Raw genomic sequence first — 20879 nt, 5'->3', positions numbered from 1 at the left:
CTCCGGGAGTCTGGGTGGGCTCGGGGACGACCACTGACGTCCTCGGACGGCCGGCGGGCGGTCAGCCCAGATTACCGGTGGGTGTCACCGGCCGCCGGGTGTGACCAGCCCGCTCCCGGGGCGAACGCCACGGCGTGCGCCCGGCCCCGGCGGTCGGCTGACCCGACGCACTCTGCAGCGCAGTCGGCCTCTGCTTCCCAAGGGAAGCAGAGGCCGACCGCGTCGAGGACACCTATCCGACGGCGCTCAGCCCTCGGCCGTCTCGGAGGCGACCAGCCAGGCCTCCTCGACCTGCTCCTTCTCCGCCTGCAGCTCCTTGAGCCGGGCGTCCAGCTCCGCCGCCTTCGCGTAGTCGGTGGCCGCGGCGGCGAGCTGCTCGTGCAGCTTCTTCTCGTCGGCGTCCAGCTTGAGCATCCGTCGCTCCAGCTTGCTCGCCTCCTTCTTCGCCGCCCGCGCCTCGGCCGCGGAGACCGCGGGAGCCGACGTCGACGGCGCGCCCACCGGACGCGGCCCGCCGCCCCCCGACGCCGTGGTCAGCGGCGCGCCACCGGCCGCGCGGCGGCGCAGGTACTCGTCCACCCCGCCGGGTAGCTCGGCGAGCGTTCCGTCGCCCAGCAGGGCGACCACCTTGTCGCAGACCCGGTCGACGAAGTACCGGTCGTGGCTCACCACGAGCACGGTGCCGGGGAAGCCGTCGAGCAGGTCCTCCAGCGCGGTGAGGGTGTCGATGTCGAGGTCGTTGGTCGGCTCGTCGAGCACCAGCACGTTCGGCTCGGCCATCAGCAGGCGCAGCAGCTGCAGCCGCCGCCGCTCGCCGCCGGACAGGTCGCCCACCGGCGTCCACTGCCGGTTCGCGGCGAAGCCGAAGCGCTCGGCCAGCGACGACGCCGAGATCTCCTGGTTGCCGATCCGGGCGACGCGGGCGACGTCCTGCACCGCCTCGACCACCCGCAGCGTGCGCGGCAGCTCGGTGACGTGCTGGGACAGGTACGCCGGCGCCACCGTCTGCCCGACGACGACGGTCCCCGAGTCCGGCTCCGCCTCCCCGACGAGCAGCTTGAGCAGCGACGTCTTGCCCGCGCCGTTGACCCCGACGATGCCGATCCGGTCGCCGGGGCCGACGTGCCAGGTCAGGTCGCGGAACAGCGTGCGCGGGCCGTCGTCGGTGGGAACGGCGTAGTCGACGCCCTCGACGTCGTAGACGGTCTTGCCCAGGCGCCGGGCGGCGAAGCCCTTGAGCGCCATGGAGTCCCGGGCCGGAGGCTCGTCGGCGATCAGGGCCTGCGCGGCCTCGATGCGGAACTTCGGCTTGCTGGTGCGGGCCGGCGGGCCGCGGCGCAGCCAGGCCAGCTCCTTGCGCACCAGGTTGAGCCGCCGCTCCTCGGTCACCGCCGAGATCCGCGCCCGCTCCGCCCGGGCCAGCGTGTAGGCGGAGTAGCCCCCGTCGTAGGCGTGCACGCTCCCGTCGGCGACCTCCCACGTCGTCGTGCAGACCTCGTCGAGGAACCACCGGTCGTGGGTGACGACGACCATGCCGCCGGTCCGCTGCTTCACGTACTCGGCCAGCCAGGCCACCCCCTCGACGTCGAGGTGGTTGGTCGGCTCGTCGAGGATCAGCAGGTCCAGCGGCCGGATCAGCTGCGCGGCCAGGGCGACCCGGCGACGCTCGCCACCGGACATCGGGGCCACCGGGGCGTCCAGGCCCAGCCGGTCGAGCTCCAGGCCGGTGAGCACCGAGCGGACGGCGGGGTCGCCGGCCCACTCGTGCTCGGCGGCGAACATCGACGGGGGCAGGACGACGTCACGCACCGTCGTCCCCGGCGGGAGGGTGCCGCTCTGGTCGAGGGCCCCCATCGCCAGGTCGCCGCGGCGGGTCACCCGGCCGGAGTCGGGCTCGTCGGCGCCGGTGAGCAGCGAGAGGAGGGTGCTCTTGCCGCCGCCGTTGCGGCCCACCACGCCGATCCGCTCGCCGGCGGCGACGCCGAGGGAGACGTCGTCGAGGATCACGGTGGTGCCGTGCGCCTTGTGCACCCGCTCGAGGTTGACCAGGTTGAGGGGCGCGCTCATCGGCTGCTCGGAGAAGTCATGGGCCCTCAGTATCCGACGGGCACCTCCCCGGGGGCCACGGCGGTCTCCACGGCGGTCGACCGGGGCAGGCGCAGGCAGCCGAGCACGCCGAGAGCGACCACGGCCGCGACCGCCACGAACCCCGCCTCCAGGCCGGCGGCCGCGACGAGCGGCGGGACCGTCAGGTTGCCGACGATGCCGCCCAGCGCCATGGCCAGGGACATCGCCGAGACCGCGGTGGCCCGGTGGACGGCGATCACCCGGGTGTGCAGGACCGCGCTGAGCAGCGGCCACGAGGCCCCGTGCGCGACGTAGTAGAGGGCGAAGCCGGTGGCGGCCACCGCCAGGACGTCGGGGCCGGCCAGGATGGCCAGCGCCAGCCCGCCGACGGCGGTGAGCACCGCGCAGGCGGCCCGGGTCGAGCCCCGCAGCAGCCGCCGCAGGGCCGGGGCGGCTGCTGCCCCGGCGGCCGCGGCGCCGAACGAGATCGCCAGCACGCTGCCGTAGACGGCGGCGCCGTCGTCGCTGCCTCCGGCCAGGTCGGCGAAGCGCACCGGGCCCAGGAGCTCGCAGCCGACCAGGCCGACGCCGCCGAGCGCGGTCAGCAGGAGGACCAGGCGCATGGGGCCGTCGGTCACCGACAACCGCACCGCGCCTGCCACGGTCGCCGGCACCGCGCGCACCCCGGCCACGAGGACGGCGCGGGCGCGGCCCTCGTGCGGCGGCCGCGCCTCGGAGAGCAGCCGGAACACGGCGGCGACGAAGACCAGGTCGAGGGCGGCCGCGGTCAGGTAGGGCACGGCCAGGGCATCTCCCACAGGTCCGTCGCCGACGCCGCCGAGCAGCCCCGGGAGGAACCCGCCCACCACCGCGCCGAGCGCGAGGCCCCCGCCGTCGGCCGCCGAGTGCTTCGCCAGGCCGGGCGCGACGTCGGCCGCCGGGTCGAGACGGTGGACGGTGTCGACGTACCAGGCCTCGACCGGCCCGGAGTCCAGCGCCCTGCCCAGGCCGAGGAGCAGCACGCCGACGAGGAAGCCCGCGAAGCCGGTGGCAGTGGCGTAGACGACGCACGAGACGAGGTGCAGGAGGGCGCCGGCGATCACGACCGGGCGACGGCCGAGCACGTCGGCCAGCCCACCGGTGGGCAGCTCGAGCAGGAGCACCACGACGCCGTGGACGGTGAACAGCAGGCCGATCTCGGCCAGCGACAGCCCCCGGGCCTGCGCGAGCAGCACGGTGATCGGCGTGGTCAGCCCGACCGGGAGCCAGCGCAGCGCCGTCAGGCCGACCAGCCGGCGGGTCGCGGAACGGACGGTCACCGGGCCGGTCACGACGGCCACTCCGGCAGCGGCAGCACGTCGAGCAGGACGCAGACCTGCTCGCTCCCCTCGGTGGGACGGGCGCTCACGGGGTGGGCGGCCAGCCAGCGGGCCAGCGTGGCGGCCAGCTCCCCGGTCAGCGCGCGGGCCTGCCCCGGCGTCAGCCGCAGCGCGTAGTCGTTGAGCGAGGCGGCGTCGGTCCAGCCCGGCCCGAGCCGGTCCCGCTGCTCGTACCAGGCGTCGAGCACCCGCGCGTGCTGGTCGATCTGCAGCCGGCTCATCTCTTCCTGCACCTCCGCACCCCCCTCCTGGGCGACGAGGTCGGCGGCGCGCCAGCTGGTCATCCGGTGACGGGCGCGCCACCAGCGCTCGCGGCCGGTTCCCTGACCCTCGACCTCCTCGACGAAGCCGTAGGTCGCCAGCTGCCGCAGGTGGTAGCTCGTCGATCCGCTGCTCTCCCCCACGGCCCGGCCCAGCCGGCTGGCCGTCGCCGGCCCGTGCAGGCGCAGCTGGCCGAGCAGGCGGTTGCGCAGTGGGTGGGACAGCGCGCGCAGGGCGCGGACGTCGGTCACCTCGACGGCTGGTTCCAGCGGTTCGGGCGGTGTGGTCACGAGCGCACTCTAAATTGCAAAGATTCCTTTGCAAAGATGCGTCTGCATCCTCCGCCACCCCCACTCCGCGGGCGAGATCGGCGGTCTCGGCGCCTGCACGGGGCTGATGCGGACGAGATCGGCGATCCCGCCCCGGCGGGCGGGAAGACAGCGGGGTTCAGGGGCGCTACAGTCACCGATAGTTGAACCCTCAACCAAGGAGGCCGGCATGCCTGCCGTGACCGTCGAGGACACCACCACCCTGCCGCGGGTCCCGCTCCCTGCCCCCCGCACGGTGCGCCGCCGCACCCGCACGGTGACGACGGCGCCGTCGGGCTTCGAGGGCGAGGGCTTCCCCGTGCGCCGCGCCTTCGCCGGCGTCGACCTGCGTGCGCTGGACCCGTTCATCCACATGGACCAGATGGGCGAGGTCGAGTACGCCCCGGGCGAGCCCAAGGGCACCAGCTGGCACCCCCACCGCGGCTTCGAGACCGTCACCTACATCATCGACGGCACCTTCGAGCACGCCGACTCCCACGGGGGCGGCGGCACGATCAGCAACGGCGACACCCAGTGGATGACCGCCGGCGGCGGCGTGCTGCACATCGAGCGCCCGCCGGAGCACCTGGTGGTGAGCGGCGGCCTGTTCCACGGGCTCCAGCTGTGGGTGAACCTCCCCCGCGCCCAGAAGTGGGTCGAGCCGCGCTACCAGGACCTGCGCGCCGACTCCTCGGTGCTGCTCGCCAGCCCCGATGCCGGAGCGTTCCTGCGCGTCATCGCCGGGAGCGTCGCGGGACACACCGGCCCGGGGTCGACCTACACCCCGATGTCGATGGTGCACGCGACCGTCTCTCCCGGCGCGACGCTCGACCTGCCGTGGCGGCCGGACTTCAACGCGCTGGTCTACGTGCTCTCCGGCGCCGGCTCGATCGGCATCGACGGCGCCCCGGTGCGCACCGGCCAGCTCGCGGTGCTCGGCCCCGGCGACACGGTCACCGTGCGCGGTGCGGTCCACCAGGAGTCGCGCACGCCGGCCCTCGACGTGGTCGTCCTCGGCGGGAAGCCGATCAACGAGCCGATCGCCATGTACGGGCCGTTCGTGATGAACACCCGGCAGGAGGTGACCGACGCGTTCACCGACTTCTCCGCCGGCCGGCTGGGCTCGATCCCCGCGCAGCGCGTCGAGGGGCCGGTTCCCCACGCCGACGTCCGGGGCGGGACCGGGCAGACGCCGGCCTGACGCCCGGCCGCGAGAGAGGACGCGCTATGAGCAACCTGGACCGCCGGCCACCCACGCGTGACCTGGGCGCGCTGGAGGGCACCACCGCCGGTCCGGTGCTGGACCTGCTGCCGGGCAAGGATGTGCTGCTCGGCGAGAGCACCCGGGTGCGCCGGCTGCTGCCCACGCTCGGCCGGCGGATGGTCGGCGCCTGGGTGTTCGTCGACCACTACGGTCCCGACGACATCGCCACGGGGCCGGGCATGCAGGTGCCGCCGCACCCGCACACCGGGCTGCAGACGGTGTCGTGGCTGCTCGACGGCGAGGTGCACCACCGCGACTCGCTCGGCAGCGACGTGCGGTTCCGCCCCGGGGAGCTGGCGCTGATGACGGCGGGGCACGGGATCACGCACTCCGAGCAGTCCCCGGCCACCCACCCGAGGTACCTGCACGGCGCCCAGCTCTGGGTGGCGCTGCCGGAGGCCGACCGCGAGGCGGCTCCGCACTTCGAGCACCACGCGGTGCTGCCCGGGTTCAGCTCCGACGGGCTCGCCGCCACGGTGCTCATGGGCAGCTTCGGCGGCGCGACGTCGCCCGGACGGGCCTACACCCCGCTGGTCGGGGTGGACCTGGACCTCGCCGCCGGCGCGGACGTCGAGATGCCGCTCGAGCCCGACTTCGAGTACGGGCTGCTGGCCTCGGCGGGGTCGGCCACGGTGGACGACGTCGTCCTCGAGCCCGGCGCGATGCTGTACCTCGGTACCGGGCGCCGGGCGCTGCGGCTGCGCGCCGGGACGGGCTCCCGGCTGCTGCTGCTCGGCGGAGAGCCGTTCGAGGAGCGCCTGGTGATGTGGTGGAACTTCATCGGCCGGTCGGGCGAGGAGATCGCCGGCTACGCCGAGCAGTGGAACGCCGAGTCGCGGCGCTTCGGGGCGGTCGTCGGCTACGACGGCGACCGGCTGGAAGCCCCGCCCCTGCCGCCGGTCGCCCTCCGGCCGCGCGGCCGGGTCCGCTGAGGCAGGCTGCGACCATGACTACCTCTCCCGGCCCGGATCCGCGGCTGCTGGCCTTCGTCGCCGAGCAGCGCTGGGGCGTGCTCGCCACCGTCAAGCGCGACGGCCGGCCGCAGCTGTCCAACGTCGGCTACGCCTGGGACGACGGCCTGATCCGCATCTCGGTGACCGCCGACCGTGCCAAGACCCGCAATCTGCGGCGGGACCCCCGGGTGACGCTGCACGTGTCGTCGCGGGACTTCTGGACCTGGGTCGCCGTCGAGGGCACCGCCGAGCTCACCCCGGTCGCGCAGGAGCCGCACGACGCCGCGGTCGAGGAGCTGGTCGCCTACTACCGCGGGATCTCCGGCGAGCACGAGGACTGGGACGAGTACCGGGCGGCGATGGTGGCCGAGGGCCGTCTGGTCGTCCGGTTCCGGCCCGAGCACGCCTACGGCCAGCTCCCGGGCTGAGCCGGGGACCGCCGGCGCGCCCCGCTCGCACCGGCCGCCGAGCGACTACTCAGCCGGCCTGAGACTCCATGACCGAGAACGACGCGCCCCACGGGTCCGCGACGACCGCGAAGCGACCGAACTCGGTGTCCTCGGCCCGGGAGGAACACCTTCCCGCCCGCGGAGGTCACCGTGGCGACGGCACCGTCGGTGGAGGCCACCGCGAAGCAGGTGGACCAGCCCTTGGGCACCCCGGGGACGACGCCACCCAGCCCACCCAGCGGGTCGTCGCCGGTGGAGAAGGTCGTGTAGCCCTCCCCGCCGGGGATCTCCTCGAACCGGAACCCGAAGACGGCGGAGTAGAACGCCCGGGCCGCCTCCGGGTCGTCGGCCGCCGCCTCGTTCCAGACCAGCGAGCCCGGCTCGTTGTACCGCTGCACACCGGTGTGCTCGCCGGCCTGCCACAGGCCGAACGGATGGCCCTGCGGGTCGGGCGCGATGACCATCGTGCCCATCGGCCCGACCTCCATCGGCTCCACCACTACCGTCCGGCCTGCCTCCCGGATCCGGGTCACCGTGGCGGGTCCATCTGCGGACCGAGCCCGGCCGACAGTTCGGGCGGCCCGCGGCGCGGCGGTCAGAACCGCCCGCCGCCGGCCCGGCCGCCGCCGAACGAGCCGCCGCCCGCACGGCCACCGCCGCCGAACGAGCCGCCCCCGGACCGGCCACCGAAGCCACCGCCTCCGAGGCCGCCACCGAAGCCACCGCCGGAGAAGCCACCGCCGAAACCGCCGCGCCGGCCGCCGCCCAGCAGGATGCCGCCGAGCACCAGGCTGCCCAGGTCCACCCCGCCGCGGCGGTACCCGCCGCCGTAGCCACCGCCCATGCCGCCGGGCCCGTAGCCGCCGTAGCCGGAGTTCCACCGGTCGACGTCGTCCTGCGCCAGGTCGAGCGCGTGCTGCGCGAGCATCCCCGCCTGCTGCGCCTCCCGCAGCGCGCTCACCGGCTCGCTGCGGCCCAGCTCGACCGCGGCCTCCAGGTGCCGCTGCGCCTCGGCCAGCCGGGTGCGCGCCTCGGGACCCACCGCGCCGCGCCGGGTGTCGATGAAGTCCGCGGCCGCGGCCACCGCCGAGCGGGCGGTGAGCAGCGCCTGGTCCAGCGCCGCGGCGGCCCGACGGGCCTGGGTCTGCGCGTCGCGGGCCACCGAGAGGGTCTCCTCCAGCGCGACGTCGGCGTCCTCGAGCTGGCGGAGCGCGGCGAGCGGGTCCCCCGGCGTGCCGTCGGCCGGCCGCAGCGCCGCGTCCGCCGCGGCCAGCGCTGCCTCGGCGCGGGCGATCTGCGGCTGCAGGCCGCTGCGGTCGCCACCGGCCACCAGGGCACGGGCCTCGGCAAGGTCCTTCTCCGTCTCCGCCCGCGCGGCCGCGACCCGGCCGGCGGCGGCGTCGAGGTCGGCGGCCAGGCGGCCGACCGCGTCGAGCAGGGTGCCCGTCTGCGCCACGGCGTCCTCGGCCGCGCGGATGTCGCCGACGGCGTCCCCCGTGCGGCCGGCGGCCAGCGCCTCGCGGGCCTCGCGCACCTCCTGGTCGGCGGCGTCGAGCCGGGCCCCGGCCTCGCGCACGTTGTCGGCGACGGCGGCCACCGCCGGGCCGGAGAACCGCTGCCGGATGCCGGCGAGCCGCTGCTCCTCCTGCGGCAGCCGGGCACGCAGCGCCGCGATGCGCGGTTCGAGGCCGGCGAGCACCTCCGGAGCGGTCCGCTCGAGGTCGCGGAGCCTCTCGAACGCCGCGCTCTGCTCGTCGAGGCGGGCGTCGGCGGCCTGCGTCAGGGACAGGATCTCGGCCAGCATCCGGCGCGTCGTCGGCTCGTCCTCGGGGACGTCGTCGTCCAGTTGCTGCCGGACGGCGAAGGCGCGGGCGACGTCGGCCTTGGACTGCGCGAGCGCGGCGCCGAACCCGGCGACGGCCTCCTCCCCGTACTGGGAACGCGCGAAGTCCAGGTCCAGCTGCGAGGTCTTCACGGCCTCGTCCATCTCCAGCAGCGCCTCGCTGGCGCGGCCCTGCAACTGGTCGGTGGGAACGCCCTCGTAGGGGTCGGGCGCCGGCCGCTGCCCACCCGCGGGCAGCGCGCCACCGGCGCGGTTCCGGCGCGAGCGGCTCACCAGGTAGGCCCCGCCGCCGATGACCGCGATGGCGCCGAGCGCCAGCAGGGCGCCGGCGCCGCCGGAGCCGCTGTCGGCATCGGACCCCACCGGCTGCCCCGGAGCCGTTCCGCCCGACTGCAACAGCTCGGCGAAGGTGGCCACGCCCCCCGCCCAGTCCTCGGCCCCGAACTGCGGCGCCACCTGCTCGTCGGCCAGGACCTCGAGCTCCTCCCGCGAGAGCGGGGAGTCCGCCGGGCGCAGGAACCCGTACTGCTGGTCGCCCACGGCGACGGCGAGCAGCGCGTCTTCCTCGGAGAGCTGGCTCAGCTCGGCGGTCGCCTGCGCCCACTCGGAGCTGTCCGCGCCGTCGAAGCTGGACACGAAGACCACGTACAGGTCGGTGCCGGTGGCCGAGCGCAGGTCGTCGATCGCGTCCTGGACCTGGGCGGTGCTGCCGTCGAGCGCGCCGACCTCGTCGACCACCTGCTCCGCCAGCCGGAACGGCGGCACCGCGTAGGCGGGCCCCCCGGCGAGCAGGAGGGCGGCGAGCACTCCCAGGACGACGCACAGCCGGCGCACGGATACCTCCTGGAAGGGCGAAGTCGATCCGGGACGACCCTACCGACGGGCGAGGGGTCCGGCCCGGTCGCGGTGGGTAGGGCGCCGGCCACCGCCGTCCACCGCACCGAGGAGATCCGCGTGCCCGAGCACGACTCCGTCCCCGCCGCCGAGCTGCCGCCGGGGACGGTCCGCCGCGTCGGCGACTGGGCCGTGGGCAACCGGGGCCCCGGCCCGGACGGCGGCGACCGGTACTTCGCCGTCTCCCGGCGCTGCCGCCACCAGCTGGCCGACCTCGCCGAGGGCAGCGTCGACGCCGACGGGTGCCTGGTCTGTCCCTGGCACCAGAGCCGCTACGACGTGCGCACCGGCGAGATGGTCGAGGGTCCGCGCGGGTTCCTCGGCTACCACGGGCCGACGCCGGTCTACTCGCAGCTGGTGCGGGCGCTGGGACAGCTGGCGAGGCTGCGGGTGCGCCGGGCGGTCCGCACCGGCGACGACGTCGTCCTGGAGTGAGGCCCTCGTGCAGGGCCCCGACGTGAGCTCGGAGCGACGGGGGCACGGGGCTCCTGTTACTGGAGCTGCTCCCAGACCGACCGGCGCCGGGCCTGCTGCTCGGGGTCGGGCACGGGCAGGGACGCCAGGAGCCGCTGCGTGTAGGGGTGCTGGGGGTTGCCCAGCACCTCCGCCCCGGTGCCCTCCTCGACCAGCGAGCCCCGGTAGAGGACCGCGATCCGGTCGGCCAGCAGGTCGACGACGGCGAGGTCGTGGCTGATGAACAGGCAGGCGAAGCCGAGCTCGCGCTGCAGCTCGTCGAACAGCTCCAGCACCCGCTTCTGCACCGACACGTCCAGCGCCGAGGTGGGCTCGTCGGCGATGAGCAACTCCGGGTCGAGAGCCAGCGCGCGGGCCAGGCTGGCGCGCTGCCGCTGGCCGCCGGACAGCTCGTGCGGGAACCGGTCGCCGAAGGCCTTGGGCAGCTGGACGGCCTCCAGCAGCTCGTCCACCCGGCCGCGGGCGTCCTGCGGGTCCTTCGCCCGGCCGTGCACGACCAGCGGCTCGGCGACGGCGTCGGCGATGGTGAGCAGCGGGTTGAAGCTCGATGCCGGGTCCTGGAAGACGAAGCCGATCCGCTGGCGCACCGGGCGGAACCGCTTCTCCTTCACCCCGTTCATCTCGGTGCCGAGCACCTGCAGGGAGCCACCGGTGACCTTGGTCAGGCCGGCGATGGCCCGGCCGATCGTCGTCTTGCCGCTGCCGCTCTCCCCCACCAGGCCGAGCACCTCGCCGGGCCGGATCGCGAAGCTCACCCCGTCGACGGCGACGAAGTCCGGCTTGCGCAGCCGGCCGGGGTAGACGATCCGCAGGTCGCGCGCCCCGACGACCGGGGTGGCGTCCGCCCAGGCCCGGGTCCGGGAGTCGGCGCGGTCCTGGGTGCGCGCCCGCCCCTCGCCCAGCCGCGGCACCGACGACAGCAGCTGCCGGGTGTAGGGGTCCTGCGGAGCGGAGAACAGCGTCCGGACGTCGGCCTGCTCGACGATCCGCCCCTGGTACATGACGGCCACCCGGTCGGCCAGGTCGGCGACGACGCCCATGTTGTGCGTGATGAGCACGATCGCGGTGCCGAAGTCGTCGCGGCAGCGGCGCAGCAGCTCGAGGATCTCCGCCTGCACCGTGACGTCGAGAGCGGTGGTCGGCTCGTCGGCGATGATGACGCCGGGGTCGAGCACCAGCGCCTGCGCGATGACGATGCGCTGCTTCTGGCCGCCGGAGAACTGGTGCGGGTAGTGGTCGACGCGGTGCTCGGGATCGGGGATGCCGACCCGCCGCATCACGTCGATCGCCTTCTCCCGCGCCTCCTTGCGCGAGTACTTCCCGTGCGCCCGCAGGCCTTCGGCGATCTGCCAGCCGACCGGGTACACCGGGTTCAGCGCCGTCGACGGCTCCTGGAACACCATCGCCGCGTCGCGGCCCCGGACGTCGCCGAGGTCGGCGCGCCCGAGGCTGACGACGTCGGCGGTGCTGCCGCCGTCCTTGCTGGTGAGCAGCACCGCGCCGCGGGTGGTCGCGGTCTCGGGCAGCAGGCCGAGGATGCTGCGCGCGGTCACCGTCTTGCCGCTGCCGCTCTCGCCCACGATGGCCAGCACCTCGCCGGCGGCCACCGACAGGGTCACGCCCTGGACGGCGGCGACGTCGCCGGCGTCCGTGGCGAAGGAGACCGTCAGGTCCTCGATGCCGACGACGTGGTTCGCCGTCGTGCGGGTCGCCCCGGTCATCGCTGCCCCTCCTGCGGGTCGGTGGGTCGCTCGAGCTCGTCGGTGCCGCCCGGGCTGGGAACGGGGGCGGTGTACGGGCCCACCGCGACCGAGGTCTCGGCGACGTCGGACGGCGCGGTGCCACCGCGGCGCCGGCTGCGCAGCCGCGGGTCGGCCAGGTCGTTGAGGCTCTCCCCGACCAGCGTCAGGCCGAGCACCACGAGCACGATGGCCAGGCCCGGGAAGATCGAGGTCCACCAGATGCCGCTGGTGACGTCGGACAGCGACTGCTTGAGGTCGTAGCCCCACTCCGCGGCCGCCGTCGGCTCGATGCCGAAGCCGAGGAAGCCCAGCCCGGCGAGGGTCAGGATGGCCTCGGAGGCGTTGAGCGTGAGGATCAGCGGCAGCGTCCGCGTGGCGTTGCGGAAGACGTGCCGCGACATGATCCGCCAGTGGCCGGCGCCGATGACGCGCGCGGACTCCACGAACGCCTCGGACTTGATCCGCACCGTCTCGGCGCGCACCACCCGCAGGTACTGCGGCACGAAGATGACGGTGATCGACAGCGCCGCGGCGATGATGCCGCCCCAGAGGCTCGACTGGCCGCCGTTGAGCACGATGCCCACGACGATGGCCAGCAGCAGCGACGGGAAGGCGTAGATCGCGTCGGCGACGACGACCAGCACCCGGTCCAGCCAGCCGCCGAAGTAGCCCGAGACCAGCCCCAGCAGGACGCCCAGGAGCAGCGAGAAGACGACGGCGGCGACGATCACCAGGAGCGCGGTGCGCGAGCCCCAGATCACCCGCGACAGCACGTCGTAGCCGCCGACGGTGGTGCCGAGCAGGTGGTCGGCCGACGGCTCCTGCTGGGCGCCGAACGGGCCGGCCGCGTCCCGCAGCTGGTCGTACTCGTAGGGCGCCAGCAGCGGCGCGAAGATCGCCGTCAGCACGAAGATGCCGGTGAGCACCAGGCCGGCGACCAGCATGCCGCGCTGCAGGCCGACGCTCTGCTGCACCTGGCGGATCACGGGCAGATCGCGCCGGCCGCGGCGCCGGCGCCCGGCGGGCGCCGTCTCGGGAGCGTTCACAGCGGTGGCCATGTCAGTACCTCACCCGCGGGTCGATCAGCGCCGCGATGACGTCGACGACGAAGTTCACGACCGCGACGATCACGGCGGCCAGCACGACGATGCCCTGGACGGCGACGAAGTCGCGCGCCTCCAGGTACTGGACCAGCTGGAAGCCCAGGCCCTTCCACTCGAACGTGGTCTCGGTCAGGACCGCGCCGCCCAGCAGCAGGGCGATCTGCAGGCCGATGACGGTGACGATGGGGATCAGCGCCGGCCGGTAGGCGTGCTTGCGCAGCAACCGCCGTTCGCTGACCCCGCGGGAACGGGCCGCCTCCACGTACCCCATGCCCAGCGTGCCGATCACGTTGGTGCGCACCAGCCGCAGGAAGACCCCGGCGGTGAGCAGCCCGAGGGTGAGCGCCGGGAGGACGGCGTGCTCGAGGACGTCGGTGACCACCTCGCCGTCCCCGGTCGAGATCGCGTCGATCAGGTAGATGCCGGTGGCCGAGTCCTGCGTCTGCAGCTGGATCTCCGAGCGGGTGCTGGCCCGCCCGGCGACGGGCAGCCAGCCCAGCTGGACGGCGAAGACCAGCTTGAACACCAGCCCGGCGAAGAAGACGGGGGTGGCGTAGCAGAGGATCGCGAACACCCGCAGCGCCGCGTCGGGCCACCGGTCGCGCAGGTAGGCGGCGAGGCGGCCCAGCGGGATGCCGACGAGGAAAGCGACGACCAGCGCGTAGAAGGCGAGCTCGAGCGTCGCTGCGCCGAACGTGGTGAGGACCTCGGTCACCGGGCGGTTGTCGCTCTGCGTCGTCCCGAAGTCTCCCTGCACCAGCGAGGTCAGGTACTCCCAGTACTGCACCAGGATCGGCCGGTCGTACCCGGCCTCGACGACCCGCTCGCGGAGCTCCGCCGCGGGCAGCCGGCCGCCGAGCGCGGCGGTGATCGGGTCACCGGTCAGCCGCATGAGGACGAAGACCGTCGTCACCAGGATGAAGATGGTCGGGAAGATCAACAGGAAGCGGACCAGCAGGTAGCCGCCCAGTCCGCCGCCCCCGCCGCCGCGCCGGCGGCGGGGTGCCGGCTCGTCGTCCGGGGCGTCAGTGCTCCCGGTGAGCTCGGTCGTCGTCGTGGTCATGTCTCCACCAAGGTCGGTGCGGGGTCCGTACGTGGACGGCCCCGGGTGACCCGCGCGCGGGTCACCCGGGGCCGGGCGGTGCAGCCTCTCAGCTCAGGCTCGATCAGCCCTTGCTGAGGGCGCCGTACCGGAACTTGAACGAGGCGTCGAGGGTGTCCTCGGCGCCGGAGACGTCGGCACCGGTCACCGCCACCTGGGAGCCCTGCAGGTAGGGCACGGTGGACAGGTCGTCGGCCACCAGCTCCTGGATCTGCTCGATCAGCGCCTGCCGCTCAGCCGGGTCCTCGGTCGTGGCCTGCTGGAGGATCAGGTCGTTGACCTCGGGGTCCGCGTAGTGGTTGCCCAGGAAGTTCTCCTCGAGGAAGAACGGCGTCAGGTAGTTGTCGGCGTCCGAGTAGTCCGGGAACCAGCCCAGCTGGTAGGCCGGGTACACGTCGTTGGTCCGCTGCTCGGAGTACTGCGTCCACTCCGTGGTCTGCAGGTCGACGGTGAACAGGCCGCTGGACTCCAGCTGGTCCTTGATCAGCGCGTACTCGTCACCCGAGCTCGGGCCGTAGTGGTCGTTGGAGTACTGCAGGCTCAGCTGCACCGGGGTGGTGACCCCGGCTGCCTCGAGCACCTGCCGCGCCCTGTCGACGTCGGGGCCACCCGAGCCGTCGCCGTACTTCTCCATGAGCGGCTGGATGGCGCCGGTCAGGCCCTCGGGGACGAAGGAGTACAGCGGGGTGTAGGTGCCCTTGTAGACCTGCTCGGCCAGCTCCTCGCGGTCGAGCAGGTTGGCGACCGCCTGGCGGACGGCGAGCGCCTTGGCCGGGTCGGCCTCCGGCGTCGTCGCGCCGTAGGGCTGGGTGTTGAAGTTGAAGACGACGTAGCGGATCTCGCCGCCGGGGCCGTCGACGACCTGGACGTTGTCGTCGCCGCGGAGGTCCTCGATGTCGGTCGCGCTGAGGCTGCGGAAGGCGACGTCGATGTTGCCCTCCTGCACGTCGAGCTTCAGGTTCGAGGCGTCGGCGTAGTACCTGACGTTGACCTGCTCGGTCTCCGGCTCGCCCAGCAGACCCTGGTACTCGGGGTTGGCCGCGTAGGTGACCAGGTTGTTCTGGTCGTAGTTGGTGACCGTGTACGGGCCGGCGAAGGCCTCGCCGTCCACGATCTCCTGGTCGGGGGTCAGCTCGGTGGCCGAGAAGACGTCCTCGTCGACGATCGGGCCGGCCGGGCTCGACAGGATCTGCGGGAAGATCTGGTCGTTCGGCTGCTTGAGGGTGAACACGACCGTCTGGTCGTCCGGGGCCTCGACGCTGTCCAGGTTGTAGAGCAGCGAGGCCGGGCCCTCGGGGTCGTTGATCGCAAGCTGGCGGTCGAACGTGAACTTGACGTCCGAGGAGGTCAGCTCGTTGCCGTTGGCGAACGTCAGGCCGTCCTTGAGCGTCACCGTGTACTCGGTCGGCGAGGTGAACTCGGCCGACTCGGCGATGTCCGGCTCGACCTCGGGGCTGCCGTAGGGGGTGTTCATCAGGAACGGGTAGACCTGGTTCATCACGGCGAACGAACCGTTGTCGTACGAACCGGCCGGGTCGATGGTGGTGATCTTGTCGCTGGTGCCGATCGTGATGCTGCCGCCATCGCCGCCGCCGGAGCCGCCGCCGCTGCCGCCGCTGTCGCCGCCGCCGCAGGCGCTGAGCACCAGGGCCGTGGCTGCGACGCCCGCCGTGGCGACCACACGCCGACGGCTGATCGAACCGGAAGTCATCCGTTACCTCGTTCTCATCGACAGCGACCGCGGAGGATTTCCACGCGGTCGCCCGGGGGACCAGAAGATCTCAAGGTTTAACACAGCGCTTCTCAGCCGCGAGAGGCCCCCGGGACGCTGTTACCGCGTCGTGACTGCACGCCGAGAGGTGCCGCACACCGGGGCCACCGATCGCGTGACCGAGGGTGCGCCGACGACCCCGTGACGTCGCCGCCCGCAGCCGCGCGGACCGTTCCGTGCTCGGTCGGCGCTGCTCTACCGGGGTGTCGCACCCTCAGGTGACCCCGCCTCGCCGGGTGCTGACCACCGAGCGACCCGGCCCGGCCTCAGGCGTCGATGCGGCGGCGGCCCTCGAAGGCCCGGCCGAGCGTGACCTCGTCGGCGTACTCCAGGTCGCCGCCCACCGGCAGGCCGCTGGCCAGCCGGGAGACCGCGAGCCCCATCGGACCGACCAGCCGGGCCAGGTACGCCGCGGTCGCCTCGCCCTCGAGGTTCGGGTCGGTGGCGATGATCAGCTCGGTGACGGCGCCGTTCATCAGCCGGGTCATCAGCTCCTTGACCCGCAGGTCGTCGGGGCCGACCCCGTCGATGGGGCTGATCGCGCCGCCGAGCACGTGGTAGCGGCCGCGGAACTCACGGGTGCGCTCGATGGCGACGACGTCCTTGGGCTCCTCGACGACGCAGAGGACGTCGTCGGAGCGGCGCGGATCGCGGCAGATCCGGCACTGCTCTGCCTCGGCCACGTTGTAGCAGGTCACGCAGAACCGGACCGACTCCTGGACCCGGGTCAGGGCCGCCACCAGCCGGCTGACGTCGGCCGACTCGGACGACAGCAGGTGGAAGGCGATGCGCTGGGCGCTCTTCGGCCCCACGCCGGGCAGGCGACCGAGCTCGTCGATCAGGTCCTGGACGGCACCCTCGTACACGGTGCTCCTCGGGTTGCGAAGTGGATCGGGCGGGCGCGCCCGATCAGAGGCCGGACAGCCCCAGGCCGCCGCCGAGTCCACCGGCCAGCGGGCCCATGCGGTTGGCGGTCAGCTCGTCGGCAGCCCGCTTGGCGTCCCGGACGGCGGCGACGACGAGGTCCTGCAGCGTCTCGAGGTCGTCGGTGTCGACGGCGTCGGGCGCGATGGTGAGCGCAGTCAGGTCGCCGTCGCCGGTCATCGTCGCCGAGACCAGGCCGCCGCCGGCGGTGCCGGTGACCTCGGTGGCCGCCAGCTCCTGCTGGGCGGCGGCGAGCTGCTGCTGCATCTGCTGCGCCTGCTTCATGAGCTGCGACAGGTCGGGCTGCTGGCCTCCGGGGAACATGCCACGAGAGTAGGCCGCGAGTGCGACAGGTGAGGACGCGCCGCCCCGCCGGTCAGCTGTCGACCGGACGGGCACCGAGCTGGGCGCGCAGCAGCTGCAGCGCCGCCTGCTCCTGGTCGACGGCCGGCTCGGGCTCGCGGTCGCCGCCGGTGGAGGTCTCCGCCGCGCGCTCGGCCATCAGCTCCTGCGCCTCGGCGGCCTCGGCCGCCCGCGCCGCCTCGCGCGCCGCCTCCGGTGCCGCGTTCCGCGCTGCACCGGCCGCCAGGCCGGCTCCCTCGACGACGGCGTCGACCCGCCAGCGCACGCCCAGCAGCTCGTTGAGCGCCTCGCGGAGGACGTCTTTGTTCAGGTCGTCACCCAGCCGCCGCGCCAGCGCCGGCGAGGACGTGGACAGCGTCAGGACGCCGTTGGCCAGCTGGTGCACCTGGGCGTTCTTCAGCAGCGCCTCGGTGGTCCGCTTCTGCTTCTTGACCACGGCGAGCAGCTCCGGCCACACCCGGCGGACGTCGGTGGTGGTCAGCTCGCCGTCGGACGCGGTCTCCGGCGGGTTGGCCGACACGACCGGCGTCGGCTCGCCGCCCCGCGGTGCGGGCGAGGACTCGGCGGCCGCGCGCGGCGGGGACGCCGGTGGGCGCGGCTGCTCGACCCGCGCGGCCGCGGCCTGCACGGCGGCGGGCTGCGACGGGTGCGGCCAGTCCTCGTCGTCGGTGGGCTCGGGCGGCAGCGGGATGTCCGGCTCCTCCGCCGTCACCCGGACACGCCGGGCCGGAGCCGGCTCGGTGGCGCGCGCTGCGGGAGCGGCCGGCGCCCCGCTGCGCGGCCGGCTGCCCGGCTGGGCCGTCTCCGGCCAGTCGTCGCCCACGGGGGCGGCGGCTGCGGGACGAGGCCGGCTTCCCGGCCGTGCGGCCTCCGGCCAGCCGTCCCCCGACGCGGCCGGCGCGGGAGCGGCCGCGGGCGCAGGTACAGCCGGCGCGGGTGCGCCGGGCTCCGGTGCGGGTGCGGCGGGGGCGGGCGGTCGGTCGGCGCTCGGCCCCCGGGGCGTGGCGGGGGCGACCGGCTGGGCCGCGGGCTGCTGCTGGGCCTGCGACCTGCGGACGAACTCCCGCCGGGGCCCGGAGGCCGGGCCGTCGGGGCTCGGGCCGGTGGCGGCGGGCGCCGAGTCGCGGGGCGCCTCGGGAACTGCGGTCTCCCGGTGCCCGACCTCCGCGGCGGGGCGGCCAGCGTACTCGCCGGCGATCGACATCCGGCGCTCGAGCCGTTCGAGGCGCTGCAGGGTCGCGGCGGCCGAGCCGTCGGTGGCCGGCAGCAGCATGCGGGCACACACCAGCTCCAGCAGCAGCCGCGGTGCCGTCGTCCCGCGCATCTCGGCGAGGCCCTCGTGCACCGTGTCGGCCATGCGGGACAAGGTGGCCGAGCCGAGCGCCTGGGCCTGCTGGTTCATCAGGTCCAGCCGGTCGGGTGGGCAGTCGAGCAGCCCGTTGCCACCGGCGTCGGGCACGGCGTCGAGGACGATCAGGTCGCGCAGCCGGTCGAGCAGGTCGGTGGCGAAGCGGCGCGGGTCGTGCCCGGCCTCGACCACGCGGTCGACGGCGCGGAAGACACCGGGCGCGTCCGAGGCGGCGAGGGCGTCGATCGTCTCGTCGAGCAGTGCGTCGTCGGTGACGCCGAGCAGGCCGACCGCGCTCCGGTAGGTCACGCCCTCCGGACCGGCGCCGGCCAGGAGCTGGTCGAGGATGGACAGCGAGTCGCGGACCGAGCCGCCGCCGGCGCGGACCACCAGCGGGTAGACGGTGGGCTCGACCGTCACCCCCTCGGCCGCGCAGGTCCTCTCCAGCAGGCCGCGCAGCGTGGTCGGCGGCACCAGCCGGAACGGGTAGTGGTGGGTGCGCGAGCGGATGGTCGGGAGGACCTTCTCCGGCTCGGTCGTGGCGAAGACGAAGACCAGGAAGTCCGGCGGCTCCTCGACCACCTTGAGCAGGGCGTTGAAGCCCTGCGTGGTGACCATGTGCGCCTCGTCGACGATGTAGACCTTGTAACGGCTGTTCACCGGGGCGAAGAAGGCGCGCTCGCGGAGGTCGCGGGCGTCGTCGACGCCACCGTGACTGGCCGCGTCGATCTCCATGACGTCCAGCGAGCCGGGACCGTCGGGCGCCAGCGCGACGCAGGACTCGCAGACCCCGCACGGCGTGGACGTCGGGCCCTGCACGCAGTTCAGCGAGCGGGCCAGGATGCGCGCCGACGAGGTCTTGCCGCAGCCGCGGGGGCCGCTGAACAGGTAGGCGTGGTTGATCCGCCCGCCGTCGACCGCGTTCATCAGCGGCGTGGTGACGTGCTCCTGCCCGACCACCTCGGCGAAGGTCGCCGGGCGGTACTTGCGGTAGAGCGCCAGAGCCACGTGGGCAGGTTACGTCCCGACGCCGACAGGGCGGCGCACGCAGGTGACCGCGGTCGTGGACCGGGTCGCGGGGCCCGGAGGGCTCCCCGCCCGGACATGGGCAGCGGCTCCGCACGCCAGGGGAACGGCACCTGGCCCGCGGTGCGGTCCGAGGCACCGTGGGAAGCATGCAAAGGACCCCTCGCGCACCCGCCAGAGCCCGCTTATCCTTGCTGCCTTCCGGCCCTGGGGAGGTTCACAGGGTGACGCCACACGAGGGGTCGGGAGCCACTGTAGAGCACGCGGCTCAGCCGGGGCGCCGAGCCCCGCTAGGCTCCTGTCCGTGACGCCCCGCCTCCGTCTCGTGCTCCCCCCGCCCCGGTCCTGACCCGGAGCGATCCGTGCACCCCCCGACCGGCGGGGCCGTGCGCCGCGCTCCGTGACGAGCCCCCCGACCGGATCCGGCACCTGGAGCGTCATGTCCACGCCCGAACTCACCGCGAACGGCGAGCGGACGCACGCCATGCCCGCCGCCGCCCGCCGGGGCTTTCCCCTCGTCGTGATCGCCGCCCTCTGCTGGGGCACCTCCGGCCTCAGCGGCGCGGTGGTCGCCCGGCACAGCGATCTCGGCCCGCTGGACATCGCCTGGCATCGGATGGCCATCGGCGCGGTGGTCCTCCTCACCGTCTGGGCGTCCACCCGGCGCCGGTCCCGGCCCGCTCCGGCGGTCACCCGCGGCACCGTCGTCCGCCTGCTCATGGTCGGCGCCGGGCTGGCCGTCTACCAGCTGGCCTACTTCGCCGCGGTCGCGACGAGCGGGGTCAGCATCGCCACTCTCGTGGCGCTGGGCCTCGCGCCGCTCCTGATCGCCGTAGGCGCCGCCCTGCTGGGTCACGGCCGGCCCGACCGGACCACCGCCGTCGCGCTGGTCGTGGCCCTCGTCGGGCTGGTGCTGCTCGTCGGCGTCTCGGCCGGCGCCGACACCGGCTCCGCCGTCGTGCTCGGCGCCCTCCTGGCGGTCGGCTCGGCCCTCGGCTACACCGTCGTCACGCTCGCCGGCGCCGGCGTGCCCGCCGGGGTCCCGGTGACGCTCGTCGGCTTCGCCGGCGGGGCGCTGCTGCTCACCCCCGTGGCGCTGGCCGCCGGCCTGCGGTTCACCACCGACCCGGTCGCCCTCGGCGTGCTGCTGTACCTGGGCGTCGTCCCCAGCGCGGCCGCCTACGCGATGTTCTTCGCGGGGCTGCGCACGGTGCCGGGGGCGGTGGCGTCCATCGTCACCTTGCTGGAGCCGCTGACGGCGACCGCACTCGCCGCCCTGCTGCTGGGGGAGCGCCTGGCGCCGGCGGCACTGGCCGGCGGCCTGCTCGTCCTGGCCGCCGTCGCGGGCCTGTACCTGCGCCGCCTGCAGCGTCCGGCCCCCGTTCCGCCGACTTCCGGCACCTGACCGGGCGGGCCCGCGGATGCGACGGGCCCCGGTGCATGCACCGGGGCCCGTCCGTACTGCGGAGGATGGGAGATTCGAACTCCCGAGGGGTTGCCCCCAACCCGCTTTCCAAGCGAGCGCCATAGGCCACTAGGCGAATCCTCCAGGTACGGCAGCGATCGTACCGGGCGCCCGTGCGGCGGTCGCCGGGACACCACCGGACG

At 74.5% G+C, this 20879-nt stretch carries 17 protein-coding genes, 1 tRNA gene and 1 other RNA gene; 5 read left to right on the top strand and 14 right to left on the bottom strand.

From position 1 onward, the window contains the following. Window positions 1-246: 246 nt before the first annotated feature. From ABC795_RS01800 to ABC795_RS01790, 3 genes are read right to left on the bottom strand one after another with little or no spacing between them, the layout of a single operon-like run. A complete protein-coding gene (locus ABC795_RS01800) occupies window positions 247-2067 on the bottom strand; it encodes an ABC-F family ATP-binding cassette domain-containing protein (protein WP_347059126.1) in 1821 nt (606 codons plus the stop codon). Between the two features lie 26 nt (window positions 2068-2093). After that, a complete protein-coding gene (locus tag ABC795_RS01795) occupies window positions 2094-3398 on the bottom strand; it encodes an MFS transporter (protein WP_347059125.1) in 1305 nt (434 codons plus the stop codon). Then, window positions 3395-3997 carry a helix-turn-helix domain-containing protein gene (locus ABC795_RS01790; RefSeq protein ID WP_347059124.1) on the bottom strand — a complete coding sequence of 201 codons (603 nt, stop codon included), beginning with the start codon at window positions 3995-3997 and terminating at the stop codon, window positions 3395-3397. Before ABC795_RS01790 ends, ABC795_RS01795 begins: the two co-directional genes overlap by 4 nt. Before the next feature lie 208 nt (window positions 3998-4205). Between ABC795_RS01790 and ABC795_RS01785 the strand changes: the two genes are divergently transcribed. The 3 genes from ABC795_RS01785 to ABC795_RS01775 are packed head-to-tail and all read left to right on the top strand — an operon-like array spanning window position 4206 to window position 6660. After that, window positions 4206-5216: a pirin family protein gene (locus ABC795_RS01785; protein WP_347059123.1), complete on the top strand. Its 1011-nt coding sequence runs from the start codon at window positions 4206-4208 to the stop codon at window positions 5214-5216. A 26-nt stretch (window positions 5217-5242) separates the two neighbouring features. Beyond that, window positions 5243-6211: a pirin family protein gene (locus ABC795_RS01780; protein ID WP_347059122.1), complete on the top strand. Its 969-nt coding sequence runs from the start codon at window positions 5243-5245 to the stop codon at window positions 6209-6211. A 14-nt stretch (window positions 6212-6225) separates the two neighbouring features. Next, window positions 6226-6660 (top strand): PPOX class F420-dependent oxidoreductase, encoded by a 435-nt coding sequence (locus ABC795_RS01775; RefSeq protein ID WP_347059120.1) that lies wholly within the window; start codon window positions 6226-6228, stop codon window positions 6658-6660. On the opposite strand, the gene ABC795_RS01770 is transcribed toward ABC795_RS01775, so the two are convergent. Both ABC795_RS01770 and ABC795_RS01765 read right to left on the bottom strand, forming a co-directional pair. Next, window positions 6639-7169, bottom strand: a complete 531-nt coding sequence (locus ABC795_RS01770) for a hypothetical protein (RefSeq protein WP_347059118.1) — start codon at window positions 7167-7169, stop codon at window positions 6639-6641. The genes ABC795_RS01775 and ABC795_RS01770 overlap by 22 nt on opposite strands. Window positions 7170-7276: 107 nt before the next feature. Then, window positions 7277-9358, bottom strand: a complete 2082-nt coding sequence (locus ABC795_RS01765; protein WP_347059116.1) for a TPM domain-containing protein — start codon at window positions 9356-9358, stop codon at window positions 7277-7279. 120 nt (window positions 9359-9478) lie between these two features. Here ABC795_RS01765 and ABC795_RS01760 point away from each other — a divergent pair, with 120 nt between their 5' ends. Next, a complete protein-coding gene (locus tag ABC795_RS01760; RefSeq protein WP_347059114.1) occupies window positions 9479-9853 on the top strand; it encodes a Rieske 2Fe-2S domain-containing protein in 375 nt (124 codons plus the stop codon). A 56-nt stretch (window positions 9854-9909) separates the two neighbouring features. On the opposite strand, the gene ABC795_RS01755 is transcribed toward ABC795_RS01760, so the two are convergent. The 8 genes from ABC795_RS01755 to ffs all read right to left on the bottom strand — a co-directional run bounded on the left by ABC795_RS01755 (window position 9910) and on the right by ffs (window position 19518). Beyond that, complete coding sequence (locus ABC795_RS01755) at window positions 9910-11613, bottom strand: ABC transporter ATP-binding protein (protein WP_347059110.1); 1704 nt, start codon at window positions 11611-11613, stop codon at window positions 9910-9912. Then, window positions 11610-12692 carry an ABC transporter permease gene (locus ABC795_RS01750; protein ID WP_347059108.1) on the bottom strand — a complete coding sequence of 361 codons (1083 nt, stop codon included), beginning with the start codon at window positions 12690-12692 and terminating at the stop codon, window positions 11610-11612. Before ABC795_RS01750 ends, ABC795_RS01755 begins: the two co-directional genes overlap by 4 nt. Before the next feature lies 1 nt (window position 12693). Next, the gene (locus ABC795_RS01745; RefSeq protein ID WP_347059106.1) at window positions 12694-13800 is read right to left on the bottom strand and encodes an ABC transporter permease; all 1107 of its coding nucleotides are present in this window, start codon (window positions 13798-13800) and stop codon (window positions 12694-12696) included. A 103-nt stretch (window positions 13801-13903) separates the two neighbouring features. Continuing rightward, window positions 13904-15550, bottom strand: coding sequence for an ABC transporter substrate-binding protein (locus ABC795_RS01740; RefSeq protein WP_347059104.1), 1647 nt, complete (start codon window positions 15548-15550; stop codon window positions 13904-13906). A gap of 326 nt (window positions 15551-15876) precedes the next feature. Next, the gene (recR, locus tag ABC795_RS01735) at window positions 15877-16476 is read right to left on the bottom strand and encodes a recombination mediator RecR (protein ID WP_347059102.1); all 600 of its coding nucleotides are present in this window, start codon (window positions 16474-16476) and stop codon (window positions 15877-15879) included. Between the two features lie 43 nt (window positions 16477-16519). Continuing rightward, window positions 16520-16858, bottom strand: a complete 339-nt coding sequence (locus tag ABC795_RS01730) for a YbaB/EbfC family nucleoid-associated protein (RefSeq protein ID WP_347059100.1) — start codon at window positions 16856-16858, stop codon at window positions 16520-16522. A gap of 52 nt (window positions 16859-16910) precedes the next feature. After that, window positions 16911-19253: a DNA polymerase III subunit gamma and tau gene (locus ABC795_RS01725; protein WP_347059099.1), complete on the bottom strand. Its 2343-nt coding sequence runs from the start codon at window positions 19251-19253 to the stop codon at window positions 16911-16913. 169 nt (window positions 19254-19422) lie between these two features. Then, window positions 19423-19518, bottom strand: an RNA gene (gene ffs, locus ABC795_RS01720) — signal recognition particle sRNA small type. A gap of 192 nt (window positions 19519-19710) precedes the next feature. Between ffs and ABC795_RS01715 the strand changes: the two genes are divergently transcribed. Further along, complete coding sequence (locus tag ABC795_RS01715; protein ID WP_347059098.1) at window positions 19711-20676, top strand: EamA family transporter; 966 nt, start codon at window positions 19711-19713, stop codon at window positions 20674-20676. Between the two features lie 59 nt (window positions 20677-20735). Here ABC795_RS01715 and ABC795_RS01710 read toward each other — a convergent pair. Further along, window positions 20736-20820 (bottom strand) — tRNA-Ser (locus ABC795_RS01710). Between the last annotated feature and the right edge of the window lie 59 nt (window positions 20821-20879).

Source organism: Blastococcus sp. HT6-30, assembly GCF_039729015.1.
Lineage (GTDB): Bacteria > Actinomycetota > Actinomycetes > Mycobacteriales > Geodermatophilaceae > Blastococcus.
The sequence above is the reverse complement of the archived record's forward strand: the minus strand, read 5'-3'. Positions and strand labels throughout refer to the sequence as shown.